The sequence below is a fragment of the Albidovulum salinarum genome (assembly GCF_025673475.1).
Taxonomy (GTDB): Bacteria; Pseudomonadota; Alphaproteobacteria; order Rhodobacterales; family Rhodobacteraceae; genus Albidovulum; species Albidovulum salinarum.
In genome coordinates, this window is the sequence record NZ_JAOVQO010000018.1 from 1 (window position 1) to 15524 (window position 15524).

The 15524-nt window shown below is 65.7% G+C and carries 20 protein-coding genes; 8 read left to right on the top strand and 12 right to left on the bottom strand.

Annotation, left to right across the window (positions count from 1 at the left end; genetic code table 11):
• The first annotated feature begins 575 nt into the window (after positions 1-575).
• Both OEZ60_RS17400 and OEZ60_RS17405 read left to right on the top strand, forming a co-directional pair.
• A complete protein-coding gene (locus tag OEZ60_RS17400) occupies positions 576-2189 on the top strand; it encodes a hypothetical protein (RefSeq protein ID WP_263338956.1) in 1614 nt (537 codons plus the stop codon).
• Between the two features lie 215 nt (positions 2190-2404).
• Complete coding sequence (locus OEZ60_RS17405) at positions 2405-2803, top strand: cupin domain-containing protein (protein ID WP_290428762.1); 399 nt, start codon at positions 2405-2407, stop codon at positions 2801-2803.
• 126 nt (positions 2804-2929) lie between these two features.
• Here OEZ60_RS17405 and OEZ60_RS17410 read toward each other — a convergent pair whose 3' ends face one another.
• Positions 2930-3217, bottom strand: coding sequence for a DUF1330 domain-containing protein (locus tag OEZ60_RS17410; protein WP_263338963.1), 288 nt, complete (start codon positions 3215-3217; stop codon positions 2930-2932).
• 165 nt (positions 3218-3382) lie between these two features.
• Here OEZ60_RS17410 and OEZ60_RS17415 point away from each other — a divergent pair, with 165 nt between their 5' ends.
• A complete protein-coding gene (locus OEZ60_RS17415) occupies positions 3383-4279 on the top strand; it encodes a DUF817 domain-containing protein (protein WP_263338965.1) in 897 nt (298 codons plus the stop codon).
• Here the strand turns inward: OEZ60_RS17415 and OEZ60_RS17420 are convergent.
• Complete coding sequence (locus tag OEZ60_RS17420; RefSeq protein ID WP_263338967.1) at positions 4230-4601, bottom strand: hypothetical protein; 372 nt, start codon at positions 4599-4601, stop codon at positions 4230-4232. The two genes, OEZ60_RS17415 and OEZ60_RS17420, sit on opposite strands and share 50 nt — an antisense overlap.
• A gap of 87 nt (positions 4602-4688) precedes the next feature.
• Between OEZ60_RS17420 and OEZ60_RS17425 the strand changes: the two genes are divergently transcribed.
• The gene (locus OEZ60_RS17425; RefSeq protein WP_263338969.1) at positions 4689-5450 is read left to right on the top strand and encodes an alpha/beta fold hydrolase; all 762 of its coding nucleotides are present in this window, start codon (positions 4689-4691) and stop codon (positions 5448-5450) included.
• A 3-nt stretch (positions 5451-5453) separates the two neighbouring features.
• Here the strand turns inward: OEZ60_RS17425 and OEZ60_RS17430 are convergent, their stop codons facing one another.
• Positions 5454-5741, bottom strand: a complete 288-nt coding sequence (locus OEZ60_RS17430; RefSeq protein ID WP_263338971.1) for a hypothetical protein — start codon at positions 5739-5741, stop codon at positions 5454-5456.
• Between the two features lie 121 nt (positions 5742-5862).
• On the opposite strand from OEZ60_RS17430, the gene OEZ60_RS17435 reads away from it, so the two are divergent.
• The gene (locus OEZ60_RS17435) at positions 5863-6000 is read left to right on the top strand and encodes an entericidin A/B family lipoprotein (protein ID WP_263338973.1); all 138 of its coding nucleotides are present in this window, start codon (positions 5863-5865) and stop codon (positions 5998-6000) included.
• 6 nt (positions 6001-6006) lie between these two features.
• On the opposite strand, the gene OEZ60_RS17440 is transcribed toward OEZ60_RS17435, so the two are convergent.
• The 6 genes from OEZ60_RS17440 to OEZ60_RS22305 all read right to left on the bottom strand — a co-directional run bounded on the left by OEZ60_RS17440 (position 6007) and on the right by OEZ60_RS22305 (position 10946).
• Positions 6007-6186, bottom strand: coding sequence for a hypothetical protein (locus OEZ60_RS17440; RefSeq protein ID WP_263338975.1), 180 nt, complete (start codon positions 6184-6186; stop codon positions 6007-6009).
• Between the two features lie 126 nt (positions 6187-6312).
• Positions 6313-6687 (bottom strand): putative zinc-binding protein, encoded by a 375-nt coding sequence (locus OEZ60_RS17445; RefSeq protein WP_263338978.1) that lies wholly within the window; start codon positions 6685-6687, stop codon positions 6313-6315.
• Positions 6688-7107: 420 nt separating this feature from the next.
• Positions 7108-8157, bottom strand: coding sequence for an SIR2 family protein (locus OEZ60_RS17450; RefSeq protein WP_263338981.1), 1050 nt, complete (start codon positions 8155-8157; stop codon positions 7108-7110).
• Between the two features lie 10 nt (positions 8158-8167).
• Positions 8168-9967: a translation elongation factor 4 gene (lepA, locus tag OEZ60_RS17455; protein WP_263338982.1), complete on the bottom strand. Its 1800-nt coding sequence runs from the start codon at positions 9965-9967 to the stop codon at positions 8168-8170.
• Positions 9968-10035: 68 nt separating this feature from the next.
• Positions 10036-10359 carry a potassium channel family protein gene (locus OEZ60_RS17460; protein WP_263338984.1) on the bottom strand — a complete coding sequence of 108 codons (324 nt, stop codon included), beginning with the start codon at positions 10357-10359 and terminating at the stop codon, positions 10036-10038.
• Complete coding sequence (locus OEZ60_RS22305; RefSeq protein WP_411709810.1) at positions 10275-10946, bottom strand: NAD(P)-dependent oxidoreductase; 672 nt, start codon at positions 10944-10946, stop codon at positions 10275-10277. The genes OEZ60_RS17460 and OEZ60_RS22305 overlap by 85 nt, the downstream gene beginning before the upstream one ends.
• A 156-nt stretch (positions 10947-11102) precedes the next feature.
• Here OEZ60_RS22305 and OEZ60_RS17465 point away from each other — a divergent pair, with 156 nt between their 5' ends.
• Together OEZ60_RS17465 and OEZ60_RS17470 are read left to right on the top strand one after the other, a co-directional pair.
• A complete protein-coding gene (locus OEZ60_RS17465) occupies positions 11103-11537 on the top strand; it encodes a universal stress protein (protein ID WP_263338986.1) in 435 nt (144 codons plus the stop codon).
• A 60-nt stretch (positions 11538-11597) separates the two neighbouring features.
• Positions 11598-13100 carry an alanine/glycine:cation symporter family protein gene (locus OEZ60_RS17470; protein ID WP_263338988.1) on the top strand — a complete coding sequence of 501 codons (1503 nt, stop codon included), beginning with the start codon at positions 11598-11600 and terminating at the stop codon, positions 13098-13100.
• Positions 13101-13152: 52 nt separating this feature from the next.
• Here the strand turns inward: OEZ60_RS17470 and OEZ60_RS17475 are convergent, their stop codons facing one another.
• Positions 13153-14160, bottom strand: coding sequence for a C-terminal binding protein (locus tag OEZ60_RS17475; protein ID WP_263338990.1), 1008 nt, complete (start codon positions 14158-14160; stop codon positions 13153-13155).
• A 91-nt stretch (positions 14161-14251) separates the two neighbouring features.
• Here OEZ60_RS17475 and OEZ60_RS17480 point away from each other — a divergent pair, with 91 nt between their 5' ends.
• On the top strand, positions 14252-14533 hold the full coding sequence (locus OEZ60_RS17480) for an acylphosphatase (RefSeq protein ID WP_263338992.1): 282 nt from the start codon (positions 14252-14254) through the stop codon (positions 14531-14533).
• 9 nt (positions 14534-14542) lie between these two features.
• Here the strand turns inward: OEZ60_RS17480 and OEZ60_RS17485 are convergent, their stop codons facing one another.
• Positions 14543-14968 carry a nuclear transport factor 2 family protein gene (locus tag OEZ60_RS17485; protein ID WP_263338994.1) on the bottom strand — a complete coding sequence of 142 codons (426 nt, stop codon included), beginning with the start codon at positions 14966-14968 and terminating at the stop codon, positions 14543-14545.
• Positions 14969-15051: 83 nt separating this feature from the next.
• Entirely contained in the window at positions 15052-15507 is a 456-nt protein-coding gene (locus tag OEZ60_RS17490) for an Lrp/AsnC family transcriptional regulator (RefSeq protein ID WP_263338996.1), read from the bottom strand.
• Between the last annotated feature and the right edge of the window lie 17 nt (positions 15508-15524).

Sequence of the window (15524 nt, forward strand, 5' to 3'; positions counted from 1 at the left end):
GACCCTCTGCGCCCGCTTCCCGCTCTACCCGAGCCTCTGAGCCCGGCGAGACCCGAACACGGCAAGGCCCCCGCGACAACGCGGGGGCTTTGTCTTTGGGGGCACAACGCGCAATGGTCCGGTTCGAAGGACGAACCTGACGTTTGATGTTCCTCGAAGAAGCATTTTTACTCTGCCGGCATCTGGCGTACGTCGCCCTGTGCGGGGCGGATGTAGAGCGACCGGATCCTTGCCCAGAAAGTCGCGCGGAGGGATGCACGCCCCTGACCGACTTTTCGAAACGGCATTCGTTATTGAGATACCGTTTGTTCTGCCGGTCACGCTCTTTCGCGGCATCGAGCGCGTTCATAAATGCGCCGGGAACTGTTGCGTCATAAAGTATCTCGTGCAGCATCTGACTTCTCCTTTTGGGAAGCGACGGCTGGTCCGCCGCACCAACGAAGATCAGTCTCCACGTCGCCTGTGATTGTCCCGTCAGCGCGGTCGTGAGTGGGCACTTGCGAGCGCTAGGACAAACGTGATTTCGCCGTTAATAATATCCTGATGATCGTTATTTCGCGCAGCCGAACCAAACCATGCTTCGCTTGAGCCTTTTTGGGCGCTTCTCGCTGACCGATGCGGGCGGTGCCGAAATTCCGATCAGGTCCCAGAAGGCGAAGGCGCTTCTTGCCTATCTTGCGCGGCCTCTTGGGCGGGCGCGGAGCCGGGAGGAAATCGTCGCGCTCCTCTGGTCCGACCGGGCCGAGGCCCAGGAGCGCGCCTCGCTTCGACAGGTGCTGACCGGGCTGCGCAAGGTTCTCGGGGCGAAGGCGGGCATGGCACTGCACACCTCGGATGAGGCGGTGGCCCTGAAGCCCGAGTGTATCGTGCTCGACGCCGGTGCGCCCGGCGAGGAGCTGCTGGCCGGCTTTTCCCTCCGCGACCCCGCCTTCGAGGACTGGCTTCGCGACGAGCGGCTGGCGGAGGAGAATGGCGCCGACACCGGACCGGCCTCGCCCGGCGCGCCGGCGGCTGCGAAGCGCGGTATCGCGGTGCTGCCCTTCGCCAATCTCAGCGGCGACCCGGCGCAGCAATACTTCTCTGATGGTATCACCGAGGACATCATTACCGAGCTCAACCGTTTCCGATCGCTCTTCGTGATTGCGTCGAACTCATCCTTCGCCTTCCGCGAGCGGGAGGTCGACCCGGTCGATGTCGGCGAGAAGCTGGGGGTTCGCTTTCTCGTCCAGGGCAGTGTGCGCAAGGCTGGCAACCGGGTGCGGATTTCGGCCCAACTCATCGACGCCAAGACGGCGGGCCATCTCTGGTCCGACCGCTACGACCGCGAGATTGCCGACATCTTCGCGCTGCAGGACGAGATCGCCGCCAGCGTCGCGACCATGGTCGGGGGCCATGTCGCGACCGCCGACCGGGTCGAGTCGTTGCGCAAGCCGCCGAACGACATCGACGCCCATGATCTGGTGCGCCGGTCCGACTGGCTGTATCTGAGCGACAGCACTTCTCCCGAGATCCGGAGACTCCTGGAAAGGGCGGTCGAGCTCGATCCGAGCTTCGCGGAAGCCCACGCGAAGCTGGCCGCCCATCGGGCCTACGAGGCCTTCACGCAGGCGCTACCGTTATCGGAGGTGGCCGCGGAGGTGCAGCGCCACGCGGCGGCTGCGTCGCGGCTGATTTCAGGCGAGTCGGATGTCCATGTCGAGCTTGCCAAGGCTTATGCGCTGATCGGCGAGCACCCGAGCGCGCGGCATCACCTGCAGCGAGCAATGGCGCTGAATCCCAACAGCTTTGTCACAATGGTGCATGGCGCCGAGACGATGACGCTCCTGGGCGACCATCGCGACGCCCTTGAACTGGTCGAGCTCGCCATGCTGCGGGATCCGTTCAAAGGATTTACCTTCCGGGAAGATCTGTTCGACATCAATTTCATGCTAGGCCGCTACGAGGCAGCCTTGGAGCAGTTCGTCGGCTGGCCCGATCCGGCGATCCACATGAGGCTCGCGAAGGCGGCCGCGCTGGCTCATCTCGGGCGAACGAAGGAGGCCGCAGCCGCGTTGCGCGATCTGGAGGCGCGGCGGCCGAAAGGCTGGGACGCGCGCGTTGTCGCACAGAACTGTTGTCGGATGTGCGCCCGGCCGGAAGACGGGGAGCGCTGGCTCGAGGGGTTCCGCAAGGCCGGATTGACGGTCTAAACGCTCTGCAAATTGCGGTAGGACCACCTTTCCGGGCTCAAACCGGACCCACACGACTTGCGGACATGCCCTTGTCGTTTGGGGGCCGCAATTCGTTCCGGACCATACCGAGCGCAGCCTCCTCACATCCCGGCCCTCGCCCCGATTTTCCTACGCCGCGCGCTGCCAATCACCTATCCTCGACCGATATGCGGAAAAGCTGAAAGGGCGTCAGGATGGGAAATTGCGTGAAATTGCGGCCCGGCGGGATCTATTCGGGCAAGCAGGGTTTCGATTACTTCGAGGGCATCGCGAAGGAGACCGTCGGTAGCCAGGGCGTCTGCATGCACCTTCTGACGATCCCTCCGGGTGGTCGCGCCAAGGCACACAAGCACGAATCCCACGAAACCGCGATCTATGTGATCTCCGGCTCGGCGAGGATGTACTGGGGTGAGAAGCTGGAACATGTCATGGAAACGAATGCGGGCGACCTGATCTACATCCCCGCCGACACGCCGCATCTGCCCTTCAACGACGGAACGGAGCCCGCCGTCGCAGTGATCGCGCGCACCGATCCGAACGAGCAGGAAAGCGTGGTCCTGCTGCCCGAGCTTGAGGCGCTTGTACCGCGGTGATGCCGAACCGTCGGCGGGACGCGGTCATTTAACGGGTTTGCGCCCGAAGCACGCCCTCGGGCGGGATGGCTTCGGCGATCCGACCGTTCGCAGCCACAGGCGCGGCAAAGCCGACGGCACCCCGGATCAGATCCCCTCGACCACGATGATGTCGTTGTCGCTGGATGCGGTCTGCCATTTCTGGGCATCCCGGTACTCGGGTGAGTTGTAACAGGCCAGTGCCGCCTCGAAGCTGTCGAACTCGATGACGACGTGCCGCTCGCGCGCCTTGCCCGCGAGGCACTCGAACCTGCCACCCCGGACGATGAAGCGCCCGCCGTACTTGTCGAACGGAATCGCGTTCGCCGCCTTGTAACGCTCGTAGGCCGCAGGGTCCGTCACTGTGATGTGGCCGATCCAGTATCCTTTCGCCATTGCGTGCCTCCCTTCGCATGGCGCGAGCGCGCGCTCCAGATCACGCTGCACGAACTTCGGGCATGTCGCAAGTGAAGCCGGACGGAAGTCAGGCCGCGCATTCCGCATCGGGAACCGCAGCAAGGGGGCGACAGCGCCCGCGCTTCGTGCCATCAACGCCCGATGATGACCGGTGGCACCCATCAGATCGAACGCGCGCTTGGCGTCTGGATGCGCGCCCGCCTGCCGCATGGCCTCGCGGAATTCGTGATGTTCATCCTGAAGCAGGGCTGGGCCTCGCTCTTCGGCGGGCTCCTTCTGGCCGCGCTCATCGTCAGCAGGGCGGTCTGGCAGCCGGACTGGGCTCTCCAGCGTTACGACGCGCTCCTGATCTTCGCCGTATCGGTGCAGGCGCTCTTTCTCTGGGCGCGGCTCGAGACCTGGAACGAGGCGAAGGTGATCCTGCTCTTCCACCTCACCGGCACCGCGATGGAGATCTTCAAGACCGGCGCGGGATCCTGGAGCTATCCCGAGCCCGGTCTCCTGAAGCTCTGGGGCGTGCCGCTCTTTTCGGGCTTCATGTATGCCTCGGTCGGCAGCTACATGGCGCGGGTGATCCGGATCTTCCAGATGCGTTTCACCCCCTATCCGCCCTACTGGATGACGGTCGCGCTGGCGGCGGCGATCTACGTCAACTTCTTCGCCCACCACTACCTGCCCGACATCCGCCTGGTCCTCTTCGCCGCGACGGTCCTGCTTTTCGCCCGCACCCGGATCTGGTTCCGGATCGGCGAGCGCGACTACTGGATGCCGCTGCCGGTCGCGGCCCTGCTGACCAGCTTTTTCCTCTGGATCGCCGAGAATGTCGGCACCGGAACCGGAACCTGGCTCTATGCCGGGCAGAACCCGCTCGACCGCGTCTCCTTCGCGAAGCTCGGGTCGTGGTACCTGCTGCTCTACGTGAGCTTCGTCACCGTGACGCTGGTCTACCGAAGCGTTCTCGGGGCCATGGCGCCCGCCGCCGGCGACGCGGTCACAGGAAACCCCGCCACGACAGGAGCGCCGCAACCACAAGGGCGGTGACGAGCAGCCCCGTCGCGATCCCGGTCAGAATGTCCAGGAAAAGCGCCTTGCGGCGCAGCCCGGCGCCGATCGGCTCGAGCTCGCGCCGGCAGCGGTGATAGGCTGCGGCGATCCGCTCGTGGTCGAGCCGCACCCGGAGCTTCGGCACCTGGTCCTCCTCGGCGGCGCGGGCCAGGTAGCCGGCATCGCGGCGCAACTTCCGCGACAGGCCACGCCCGCCGCGCCGCAGCTTCTCGGCGAGTCCGTCGCCCCGGATCCTGAGCCGGTCCTCGAGCAAATCGGCGATCCGCCCGGCCTTCTCGTGCACGGTCGCGTCACGCATGTCTTCCCCTCCGCCGACCAGACTACCGCGCCAGCGCCCGGCCCGCAACGCACTGGAAGCCGGCGCGACGCTCGGCTAGGAAGGGGCATGTTGACCTTCACCGATCACGGCGCTCCGACCGCGCTTCCGACGCTTCTCATCGTGCATGGGCTCTTCGGCTCGGCGCGCAACTGGGGCGCGATCCAGCGCCGTCTCGGCTTCGACCGCCGCGTCGTGGCGGTCGACATGCGCAATCACGGCGAAAGCTTCCGCGCCGAGCGCCACGGCTATCCCGAGATGGCCGGCGACCTCGCCGAGGTGATCGAGGCGATCGGCGGCCCGGTCGACCTCGTCGGCCATTCGATGGGCGGCAAGGCGGCGATGCAACTCGCGCTCACCCGCGGCGACCTCGTCCACCGGCTGGTCGTGGCCGACATCTCGCCGGTCGCCTATGGCCACAGCCAGGTGCCGCTGGTCGAGGCGATGCAGGGGCTCGATCTCAACGGGATCGAGGCGCGGTCGGAGGCGGACAAGCGGCTCGCGGGCGCGGTCGCGGATCCCGGCGTGCGCGCCTTCCTGCTGCAATCGCTCGACCTGAAGGGCGATGCGCCGCGCTGGCGGCTCAATCTCGACGTGCTCGGGCGCGAGATGGACAAGGTCACCGGCTGGCCCGGCACCGGAGGCCGGTTCGAGGGGCCGACGCTGATGCTCGCCGGAGCGCAGTCCGACTACGTTCTCCCCGAGCATCGGGCCGAGACCAAGCGGCTCTTTCCGAATGCCCGGTTCGCTAAGATCCCCGGCGCGGGGCACTGGCTGCATGCCGACAAGCCGCGGGAATTCGAGGCGGCGTTGCGGGCGTTTCTCGCCTGATGCCTAGCAATCGAGATCGAACCACGCCACGCCGGTGTCGCCGGGGATTTGCGTGACCATCGAATTGGAGACCACCCGGCAGCCCGTGACCTCCGCCGCCGCTTCCTCCATCAGCCTTGGCACCGGCGCCCGTTCGGCGCGGGTGAGATAGCCCATCCGCACCACCTCGGCCCGGCTGCCGGCGTGGTAGACGACGAAGCGGATCCCGCCCTTCGTCACCTCGTCGCGGATCGCGCCGAACATGCCCGGCGAGGGCGAGGCGCAGGCGGCGAGGAGGAGGAGGGCGGGCATGAGACGCATGGCGCCACCATGCGCGCCCTTGGTTAACAGCTGCTTAACACCCTGATTCTACCCTTGTAATGCGGCCGCTAAGTGCCCAGAATTGCACGGTATCGAACATGGAGAGATGACGATGCTGCGCCTGACACTGCCACTCCTCGCGCTTCTCGCGCTCGCCGCCTGCGAGACGGTCAAGGGCGCGGGGCGGGACATTGGAACCGCCGGCGACGCGATCAGTTCGGCGGCGCAGGACGTTCAGTCGGGGATCTGAACGGGCTCAGTTGGCGATCCGGCCGGCGAGGCCGGCGGCCGAAGCGCCGATGCCTGAGACGGCCGAGGAGGCCTTGATTTTCGGGGCGGAAGCCGGGGTCAGCCGGAAGCTCGAGCCCGGTTTCTGGCTGTCGTGGAGCGCGTAAAGGCCGAGGATGAGGATCCCGGCGACGAGGAATTTGGCCATGTCGGTCCTCCCGGTTGACCCCGACAAGGTAGCTCCACAATCGGGCGGAAATCGGGCCGGCGGCGGGCGGCTTTCCGTGCAGCCTGCGTCTGCCTTCCGTACAGCACGCGTCCCGACAGCGGGCGCTCAGGCCCGCGCCTCGGGCGTGAGGCCGGCGGCGATCCGGGCGAGGACCTGCTCGGCCTCCTCGGGGTCGAAATCGGTGCCGTAGCGCTTGCGCACCCCGAGGTCGGAGAGGAGATGGTAGCGGGTGGCGGCGACACCGTGGCGGGCGAGGCAGTTCTTCACGCAAGAGAGCGCGCAGCCGTCGAGGGCGACGATGGGGCGGCCGGATTTCGCGGTTCTGACCAGCTTCGGCACGTCGCCGCCGACGCCGGCGATGCAGGACATCTCGGCGAGCCCCTGCCGGTCGAGCCGGATCGCGAGGTGATTGGCCATCTGCGCGGCACTGGAACAGCCCGAGCAGGCATAGACGAGCGGCAGGTGATCGCGTGACGACATGGCGGGCCTCCCCTTCACCGCGCGGCAGGCTAGCAGCGGCGGGGCGGGCCGGACGCTTGGACAAAGTGACGCAAGGGAAGCGGGCGCCCGGAGGACCGGCAGGTGCGGGTCCAGTGGACCCGCGCCCGGTCCGATTGGCCGGAGCCGTGAGCCGGAGGGTGAGGCGTGGTCGGGCCTCGGCCCGATCAATCGCTCCAGAGGAGCGATTGAAACGCCGAACGCCCGGTCGGCAACGACCGGGCCGGGTGGGGGTATCGGGTAGCGCCGTGCGTTCGGAAATCGGGGCGCGCCTGCCTGGGCTGGCGCGGTAACGCGCCTGCCGGGGGCAGGCAGGCGCGGCCCGATTTGTCGGGGGACAAATCGGGCGGGAGGGGCGGTGATGTTCGGGACATGGCGGGCTGAATCCCGCACTACGGTTTGCTAATTTCTCAGATCTGCTTCCGATAGAAACATCGAGTGGCGCCAGATCAGTTCGCCAGCTCCAACCTCATGAAACTCAAGGTCATAGTCCGCGCCTCCGTACCACTCATGCCGCAGTATGTTTCTTGCTATCTGCAGATTATCTGCCGACATTCCAAACGATGTCCCCAAAACGCGACCTTTTGAGTACCTATCACCCTTGTTAGGTCCCAAGATCCTTATGTTTAGAGGTAGAAAGCTAAATCCCAAGAATATAAGAGTCTTGCAGTCCCTTATCCAATCCTTTGCCAGAGCAATCTGTTCCGAATCATGAACGCCCTCTGTAAAGGTCTTTATTTTTGACGCCGCCTCGACAAGGTATTGCGCATCGTCATTTCTTCCAAAATATCTTGATTTATGGCAGCTAACCTCTCCGAGCCCTCCATAAACATGGACTACCGAAAGGTGAGTGCGACATAATTCGTCGACTTCCATATCGCTCAAATCGAAGTAACTCTTGATCGATTGATGAAAGAATTGCTCAATAACCCGATCGTAGTTGAAGGTTATGAATCTACAGGATGCTAACGCAATGCAAAAATCTTCCTTGTCCTTTCGCGTGACCAGAATCCTAAATAACTCTGTAAGCCAATTCTCAGGGAACCGCGCAAAACTCGGACCATCATTTGTGTGACGAAAGTCAAACCACAATTCCGAAGAACGCTCCGCATCCAATATTGATCGAGCGATGGCGAGTTTACCGACCTCTGACCATCCTTCCTGCCCTCGCCGCGAATCCAAAAAATTATCAATAGAAGGAGCGAGCCCCATGTTCTGACGAACTTTGGTAGCGACCCGAGCCAAACCATTAGGATTCCAACGCTTTCCGTCACTTTGGGGTAAGATTTCGAAAGCCCGCCACAGAAGGCCATCACCCGAAATCGGCCTTCCGAAGTCATCGGTACGCAGATCACAAATCTGCTCAATTTCCGAAACCAACTTTCGACCCGTAGGAAACTTAAACTCCGCGCTCGCTCCAGCGCCAACAATAAAAGTAGTTTTACGCTGCATACAGTTTGGCCTAGGAATCCATCTTCAACGCCGAGATGAACGCCGACTGCGGGATCTCGACCTTCCCGAACTGGCGCATCTTCTTCTTGCCGGCCTTCTGCTTCTCCAGCAGCTTCTTCTTCCGGGTCACGTCGCCGCCGTAGCATTTCGCGGTCACGTCCTTGCGCATCGCGGCGATGGTCTCGCGCGCGATTACGCGGCCGCCGATCGCGGCCTGGACCGGGATCTTGAACATGTGGCGCGGGATCAGCTCCTTCAGCTTCTCGCACATCACCCGGCCGCGGCTCTCGGCGCGGTCGCGGTGGACCATGATCGAGAGCGCGTCCACCGGCTCGTCGTTGACGAGGATCGACATCTTCACGAGGTTGTCCTCGCGGTATTCGAGCATCTGGTAGTCGAAGCTCGCATAGCCCTTGGTCACCGATTTCAGCCGGTCGTAGAAGTCGAAGACGACCTCGGCCAGCGGCAGGTCGTAGACCACCATCGCGCGGGAGCCGGCATAGGTCAGGTCCATCTGGATGCCGCGGCGGTCCTGGCAGAGCTTCAGCACGTCGCCGAGGTAGTCGTCGGGGACCATGATCGTCGCCTTGATCCGCGGCTCCTCGATATGGTCGACGTAGGTGAGGTCGGGCATGTCGGCGGGGTTGTGGAGCTCGCGCACCTCGCCGTCGCGCATGTGGAGCTTGAAGACCACCGAGGGCGCGGTGGTGATGAGGTCGAGATCGTATTCACGCTCGAGCCGGTCGCGGACGACCTCGAGGTGGAGGAGGCCGAGAAAGCCCATGCGGAAGCCGAAGCCGAGGGCGGCCGAGGTCTCCATCTCGTAGGAGAAGCTGGCGTCGTTGAGGGCGAGCTTCTCGATGGCGTCGCGAAGGGCCTCGAAATCGGCGGCGTCGACCGGGAAGAGGCCGCAGAAGACCACGGGTTGCGCGGGCTTGAAGCCGGGGAGCGCCTTGTCGCAGGGCTTCTTCTCATGGGTGATGGTGTCGCCGACGCGGGTGTCGCGGACCTGCTTGATCGAGGCGGTGAAGACGCCGATCTCGCCCGGGCCCAGTTCGGCGATGTCGACCATCTGCGGTTTCAGGACGGCGAGCTTGTCGACGCCGTAGAGCGCGCCAGTCTGCATCATCTTGATGCGGTCGCCCTTGCGGATCACGCCGTCCATCACGCGGATCATGACGACGACGCCGAGGTAGGGGTCGTACCATGAATCGACGAGCATCGCCTTCAAGGGGGCGCTGCGGTCGCCCTTCGGGGCCGGCAGGCGGGCGACGATGGCCTCGAGCACGTCGGGGATGCCGATGCCGGTCTTGGCGGAGATCGGCACGGCCTGCGAGGCGTCGATGCCGATCACGTCCTCGATCTCGGCCTTGACCTTCTCGGGCTCGGAGGCGGGCAGGTCGATCTTGTTGAGGACCGGGACGAGCTCGTGGTCGGCGTCGATCGCCTGGTAGGCGTTGGCCAGCGTCTGGGCCTCGACACCTTGCGTCGCGTCGACGACGAGGAGCGAGCCCTCGACGGCGCGCATCGAGCGCGAGACCTCGTAGGCGAAGTCGACATGGCCCGGCGTGTCGATCAGGTTGAGGATGTAGGTCTTGCCGTCCTTCGCCGGGTACTCGATGCGGACGGTGTTGGCCTTGATGGTGATGCCGCGTTCTCGCTCGATATCCATCGAGTCCAGCAGCTGGGACTTCATGTCGCGTTCGGCGACGGTCCCGGTCAGCTGGATCAGCCGGTCGGCAAGGGTGGATTTGCCGTGGTCGATATGGGCCACGATGGAGAAATTGCGGATCTGGGCGAGCTCGGTCATGATGGCGCGGATATGCGCGGGAAATGGCGGGCGGTCAATGGGGGAGAAGGGTCCGCGCTGCGGCTGCGTCACTCCTTGCGGCGGATGAGCGCGTTGGCGATCTGGCCGACGAGTGCCACGAAGAGGCCGATGCCGAGCAGCATGAAGGCGATGGTGAAGATCTTGCCCGCATCGGTCTGGGGGGCGAAGTCGCCGTAACCGACCGTCGACATCGTCGCCACGCAGAAGTAGAGCGCGTCGAGCCAGCTCCAGCCCTCGACATTGTGGTAGAAAACGGTGCCGCTGAGGACCGTCGCGAACACGAGGGTCACCGTCGTTCGGAAGGCCGGATCGCCCCACGATCGCCGGATCGCGCGGAAGAGCCTCGCCAGCGTGAGAAAGAACGGAACCATGCGCCCCCCTGGTCTGCGTCACTTGCGGCCAGAGACTGGCGTATGGCGCCGAGCCCCGCAAGCCCCGGCGGGCGGGGCGGTCTCGGGGAGGATCGGGGCGGATGTGACCCTGCCGCTACCGGCTTGCCCCCGACTCCCATCCCCTCCCCACCAGGGGGAGGGGAGGCGCAGGGCCGCGGTGCGGATCGCCCCGGCCCGAACGGGATCCAGGCGAAGCGCGCGCGGGTTCCCTGCGTCCTGAGCCGCGGGGCGCGGGATATCGCGAGGCCCGGCCAGCCGGAGAGTGCCTCGTCGCAGCGGTCCAGCGTCCGCACCCGGGAGGAGTTGATGAGGGCGGAAGCGGGTTTCATCGCGGCGAGCTCCGCCCTGCCGATGATGTGCCGCGTCGTATCCTTGAGCGTGCAGCGAAGCGGGACGACATCCGCCCGCAGCAGGAAGGCGCGCAGGTCATCGACCTTTTCGCCCCCCGCGCGGCCATCATCTCCGCGCTCCGGCCCGGATCGAGGGCGGCCACGCGGGGCGCGGCCCCCCTGCCCCGCCGCCCGCGCAAGACCGCGAAGCGCCGGCCGGAAAAGGAGCCGCCGCACCCCAAACGGCGCCCCATTCTGGACTCAGGATGCCTCGCAGTCTGGCCCTAACATCGGGAATCCCCACCCGCTACGGTTGCCGGATACCAAATCTCATGATCCGGGCGGCAGCGATCAGCCGCCCCAACTCACTTGACCGCAACCAAGGGAGGACCGATGAGCAATACGGTTTTGCTAGCGACAGACGGCAGCCCCGGCTCGGCCCGGGCACTCGACCACGCGATGGAGCGGGCGGGGAAATCCGGTGCGCGGGTGCTCGTCGCCTATGTCATCGAATGGTCGCCCTACTCGTTCAACACGCCGGAAGAAAACGCCCTGCGGCACACCAGGCGGGAATCCGAGATCGAGCGGGCCCGCGCCACCATCGTCGATCCGGCGCTGGCCAGGCTCAGGGCGGCCGGGATCGACTGCGAGGGGATCGTCCAGCACGGCCATCCGGCAAAGACCCTCGCCGAGATCGCGGAGGAACACGGCGCGGCGCAGATCGTCATCGGCAAGCAGGGCCAGAGCGGGCTCAAGGCGATGCTCTTCGGCAGCGTCGCGGGCAACCTGGTCCAGCTCGCGACGGTGCCGGTCATGGTCGTGCCCTAGGGGCCCGACTGCGGCCCTCGGGGTCCGGCCCGAAAGCGAAACCAAGGAAACGGAGGAACCATGTCGCGTCTGATCGCAGCCCTGCTGCCTCTCGCCGTCCTGCCGTCGCCCGCGCTCGCCGCGGGCATCGACGAAACCATCAACAACCTCACCGCCCCGCTCGCGACCCTGATCGGGCAGATCGTCTTCTTCAAGGTCACCCTCTTCGGCGCCGGCCTGCCGCTCGTCGTCCTCTGGCTCGTCGCGGGGGCGGTGTTCTTCACCTTCTACATGGGCTTCGTGAACCTGCGCGGTTTCAAGCACGCGATCGAGCTGGTTCGCGGCGACTATGCCGACCCGGATAGCGCGGGCGAGGTCAGCCACTTCCAGGCGCTGGCCACCGCCGTTTCGGGCACCGTGGGCATCGGCAACATCGGCGGCGTCGCGGTCGCCGTGACCGTCGGCGGGCCGGGGGCGACGTTCTGGCTCATTCTCGCGGGCTTCCTCGGCATGTCGACGAAGTTCGTCGAATGCACGCTCGGCGTGAAGTACCGCAACGAGAACCCCGACGGCTCGGTCTCGGGCGGGCCGATGTACTACCTGTCGAAGGGCTTCGCCGAACGCGGCATGGAAGGCTTCGGCAAGGTCATCGGTACCTTCTACGCCATCGGCATCTTCGTCGGCGCGCTCGGCATCGGCAACATGTTCCAGTCGAACCAGGCCTATGTGCAGCTCAACACCGTCGCGGGCGGCCGGCTTGACGGCTATGGCTGGCTGATCGGGCTGATCCTCGCCGCGGTGGTCTTCGCCGTGATCATCGGCGGCATCAAGTCGATCGCGCGCGTTACCGAGAAGATCGTGCCCTTCATGGCGGTCTTCTACTGCGTCTTCGCGATCATCGTGATCCTGATGAACTTCACCGCGATCCCGGAGGCCATTGCCAATGTCTTCACCGGCGCCTTCACCGGCGAGGGGGTCGCGGGCGGCGCCTTGGGCGCGCTGATCATCGGCTTCCAGCGCGCGGTCTTCTCGAACGAGGCCGGCATCGGCTCGGCCTCGATCGCCCATTCGGCGGTCAAGACCGACGAGCCGGTGACGGAAGGTTATGTCTCGCTTCTCGAGCCCTTCATCGACACGATCGTGATCTGCACCATCACCGCGATGGTGATCGGCACGAGCCAGGTCGCCGATCCGGGCTTCGCCGGCGAGGCGACCGGGGTCGCCATGACCTCGGCGGCGTTCGAGCGGCAGCTGAGCTGGTTCCCGCTGCCTCTGGCCTTCGCGGCGCTCCTGTTCGCCTTCTCGACGATGATCTCGTGGTCCTATTACGGCCTGAAGGGCTGGACCTACCTCTTCGGCGAGGGCGATGCCGGGCAGACGGTCTACAAGCTGATCTTCTGCGCCTTCGTGGCCCTCGGCTGCGTCGTCCAGCTCGGCCCGATCCTCGACATCTCGGACGCGCTCGTGTTCCTGATCTGCGTTCCGAACATCCTCGGGCTCTACTTCCTCGCCCCGATCGTCCGGCGCGAGATGGACGACTACCGGGCACGGCTCGCGCGCGGCGAGATCCGGAAATACGCCTGAGCAAGGATGCCGCCCGCCGGTCGCGCGGCGGGCGGATCACTGGCCCTCGGCCTCACCCGAAGCGCACGCCCTGTTCCTGCGCCCTGAGCCGAGGGTCGCGGGATTTCACCAGGAGCGGGCGGCCGGAGAGGGCCTCGTCGCAGCGCTCCAGCGTCTCGCGTTCGAGCCGCTCCATCGCTTCGGCCGTGTAGAAGGTCAGGTGCGGCAGCAGCAGGACGTTCGGGAGCCTGAAGAGCGGGCTCATGAGGTGGCCGGAAAGGCTCAGTGGTTCGGAAGAGAAGACGTCGAGGCCGGCGCCGGCGATCCGGCCCTCGGTCAGCGCGGCGACCAGCGCCGCCTCGTCGACGAGCGCGCCGCGGGAGGAGTTGATGAGGAAGGCCGCGGGTTTCATCGCGGCGAGTTCCGCCGCGCCGATGATGTGGCGGGTCATCTCGTTCAGGGTGCAGTGGAGCGAGACGAAATCGGATTGCGCCAGCATCTCGTGCAGGTCATCGACCTTCTCGACCCCGTGCGCGGCCATCTCCTCGGCGCTCATGCCTGGCGTAAAGGAGATCACGCGGGCGCGGAACCCCTGCCCCGCCATCCGCGCGAAGCTCTTGCCGATGCGGCCCAGCCCGACGATGCCCACGGTCTTGCCGGCGATGTCGCTGCCCATCCAGCGCGCCGTGGGCCAGGCCCAGCCCTCGGCCTGCATCTGGCGGTCAAGCGGCACCAGTTTCTTCGCGAGAGCGATCATCAGGGTGAAGGCGCCCTCGGCCACCGTCTCCTCGGCATATTCGGGGATGTTGACGACCGGGATGCCCTTCGCGATCGCCGCGGGGATGTCGATCGCGTCGATGCCGACGCCGTATTTGACGATGCCCCTGAGCCGGGTCGCGGCGGCGATCACCGCGGCGGTCACCGGGGTGTAGCACATCACGAGGAGGTCGGCCGAGGCGACCTCGGCGGCGAGTGCGGCCTCGCTCACGCCCTCGGGCAGGAGCACGAGTTCGCCGCGCCGGCGCAGCTCGGCATCGAGCTGCGGCGTTTCGAGTTCGCAATCGGTCCGGACGATCTTCATGTTTCCTGCCCCCCTGGCGGCCACGCACTTTGGAGTGTTTCGTGCTATGTTAGAGGGGCGACCGGCCCGGCCGCCAGAGAAAGAGCAAGCGATGAAGGAGATTGCCTACAGCGTGCGTGTCACCGGCCATGTCCAGGGCGTCGCCTACCGCGCCTGGGCGCGCTCCGAGGCGGGGCTTCTCGGCCTCAGGGGCTGGGTCCGCAACCGCGGCGACGGCTCGGTGGAAGCGCTGGTCGCGGGGCCCGAGGCGGCCGTCGAGGAGATGGTCGCGGCGATGAGCGAGGGCCCCGGCGCGGCCCAGGTCACCGACGTCTGGACCGAAGCCGCCGATCCCGCCACAGCACCTGACGGGGAGTTCCGGATCACCGGCTGACGGTCGCGCTCATTTCGGCGTGATCTTGGCCGTGAAGGTCTGGGCGACGATCTTGCCATCCTCGACAAGGAAGGTGTCGGTGCCGGTCTCGTAGGTATTGTCGGGCGTGTCGGCGTGCCAGGTAATGTAGCCGATCCGCCCGTTGTAGACCTCGCCGGTCATCTCGAAGACAACGTCGGGCTTGCCGAACTCGGCGAAGAAGGCCTCGAAGGCGGGGCGCATCTCTTCGGGGCCGGTCATGACCGTGCCGTTGGCAATCATCACCGACGTGTCGGTAAAGTCCGCGAGCATGGCGTCCATGTCGCCCGCCCCGAAGGCCGCCAGATGACGGTGCACGACCTCTTCGGTCATCGCCGCGTCGTCCGCCCATACAGGACCCGCGAGCGCCAGGATAACGGCAGTCAGAACCGCCGGCTTCGTGAGGATTGCGGTCATTTCGTCCCCCTATGTTCGATTTCGCAAGGCCGCGCTGGCCCGAGCCGCGACTATAGCACATCCGGGCCGCCACCGCCCGGCGCTCACCCGACCGGCAGGACCTGGCGCTTGACCATCGCGCGGAGCGCGAAGGAGGAGCGGGTCGAGCGGATGCCCGGCACCCGCATCAGCTTTTCCTCGAGGAAGCGGTCGAAATCGGCGAGGTCGGCCGCCACCACCCGCATCAGGATGTCGCGCGATCCGGTCATCAGGTGGCATTCCATCACCCGGTCGAAGCCCCTCACCGCGCGTTCGAAGGCCTCGATCGCGTCCTTCGACTGCTTTTCCAGCTCGACCCAGATGAAGATCGAGACCGGCAGGCCGACCCGGTGCTGGTCGATCCGCGCCGAATAGCCCTCGATCACGCCTTCGGATTCGAGTCGGGCAAGACGGCGGGCACAGGGCGTCTGCGACAGGCCGATCTCGGCGGCGAGGTCGGTCACGGTGAGGCGACCGTCGCGCTGGAGAGCCGCGAGAATCCGGCGGTCTATGGCGTCCATGGGGAATTTTACCTTCT

Bases quoted from the DNA above. Each gene is read 5' to 3' on its own strand.
- OEZ60_RS17450 (WP_263338981.1), bottom strand. From the start codon at position 8,157: ATGCAGCGTAAAACTACTTTTATTGTTGGCGCTGGAGCGAGCGCGGAG.
- OEZ60_RS17435 (WP_263338973.1), top strand. From the start codon at position 5,863: ATGCTGCGCCTGACACTGCCACTCCTCGCGCTTCTCGCGCTCGCCGCC.
- OEZ60_RS17410 (WP_263338963.1), bottom strand. From the start codon at position 3,217: ATGGCGAAAGGATACTGGATCGGCCACATCACAGTGACGGACCCTGCG.
- OEZ60_RS17415 (WP_263338965.1), top strand. From the start codon at position 3,383: ATGACCGGTGGCACCCATCAGATCGAACGCGCGCTTGGCGTCTGGATG.
- OEZ60_RS17465 (WP_263338986.1), top strand. From the start codon at position 11,103: ATGAGCAATACGGTTTTGCTAGCGACAGACGGCAGCCCCGGCTCGGCC.
- OEZ60_RS17420 (WP_263338967.1), bottom strand. From the start codon at position 4,601: ATGCGTGACGCGACCGTGCACGAGAAGGCCGGGCGGATCGCCGATTTG.
- OEZ60_RS17480 (WP_263338992.1), top strand. From the start codon at position 14,252: ATGAAGGAGATTGCCTACAGCGTGCGTGTCACCGGCCATGTCCAGGGC.
- OEZ60_RS17475 (WP_263338990.1), bottom strand. From the start codon at position 14,160: ATGAAGATCGTCCGGACCGATTGCGAACTCGAAACGCCGCAGCTCGAT.
- OEZ60_RS17405 (WP_290428762.1), top strand. From the start codon at position 2,405: ATGGGAAATTGCGTGAAATTGCGGCCCGGCGGGATCTATTCGGGCAAG.
- OEZ60_RS17430 (WP_263338971.1), bottom strand. From the start codon at position 5,741: ATGCCCGCCCTCCTCCTCCTCGCCGCCTGCGCCTCGCCCTCGCCGGGC.
- OEZ60_RS17440 (WP_263338975.1), bottom strand. From the start codon at position 6,186: ATGGCCAAATTCCTCGTCGCCGGGATCCTCATCCTCGGCCTTTACGCG.
- OEZ60_RS17485 (WP_263338994.1), bottom strand. From the start codon at position 14,968: ATGACCGCAATCCTCACGAAGCCGGCGGTTCTGACTGCCGTTATCCTG.
- OEZ60_RS17490 (WP_263338996.1), bottom strand. From the start codon at position 15,507: ATGGACGCCATAGACCGCCGGATTCTCGCGGCTCTCCAGCGCGACGGT.
- OEZ60_RS17470 (WP_263338988.1), top strand. From the start codon at position 11,598: ATGTCGCGTCTGATCGCAGCCCTGCTGCCTCTCGCCGTCCTGCCGTCG.
- OEZ60_RS17445 (WP_263338978.1), bottom strand. From the start codon at position 6,687: ATGTCGTCACGCGATCACCTGCCGCTCGTCTATGCCTGCTCGGGCTGT.
- OEZ60_RS17425 (WP_263338969.1), top strand. From the start codon at position 4,689: ATGTTGACCTTCACCGATCACGGCGCTCCGACCGCGCTTCCGACGCTT.
- lepA (WP_263338982.1), bottom strand. From the start codon at position 9,967: ATGACCGAGCTCGCCCAGATCCGCAATTTCTCCATCGTGGCCCATATC.
- OEZ60_RS17400 (WP_263338956.1), top strand. From the start codon at position 576: ATGCTTCGCTTGAGCCTTTTTGGGCGCTTCTCGCTGACCGATGCGGGC.
- OEZ60_RS17460 (WP_263338984.1), bottom strand. From the start codon at position 10,359: ATGGTTCCGTTCTTTCTCACGCTGGCGAGGCTCTTCCGCGCGATCCGG.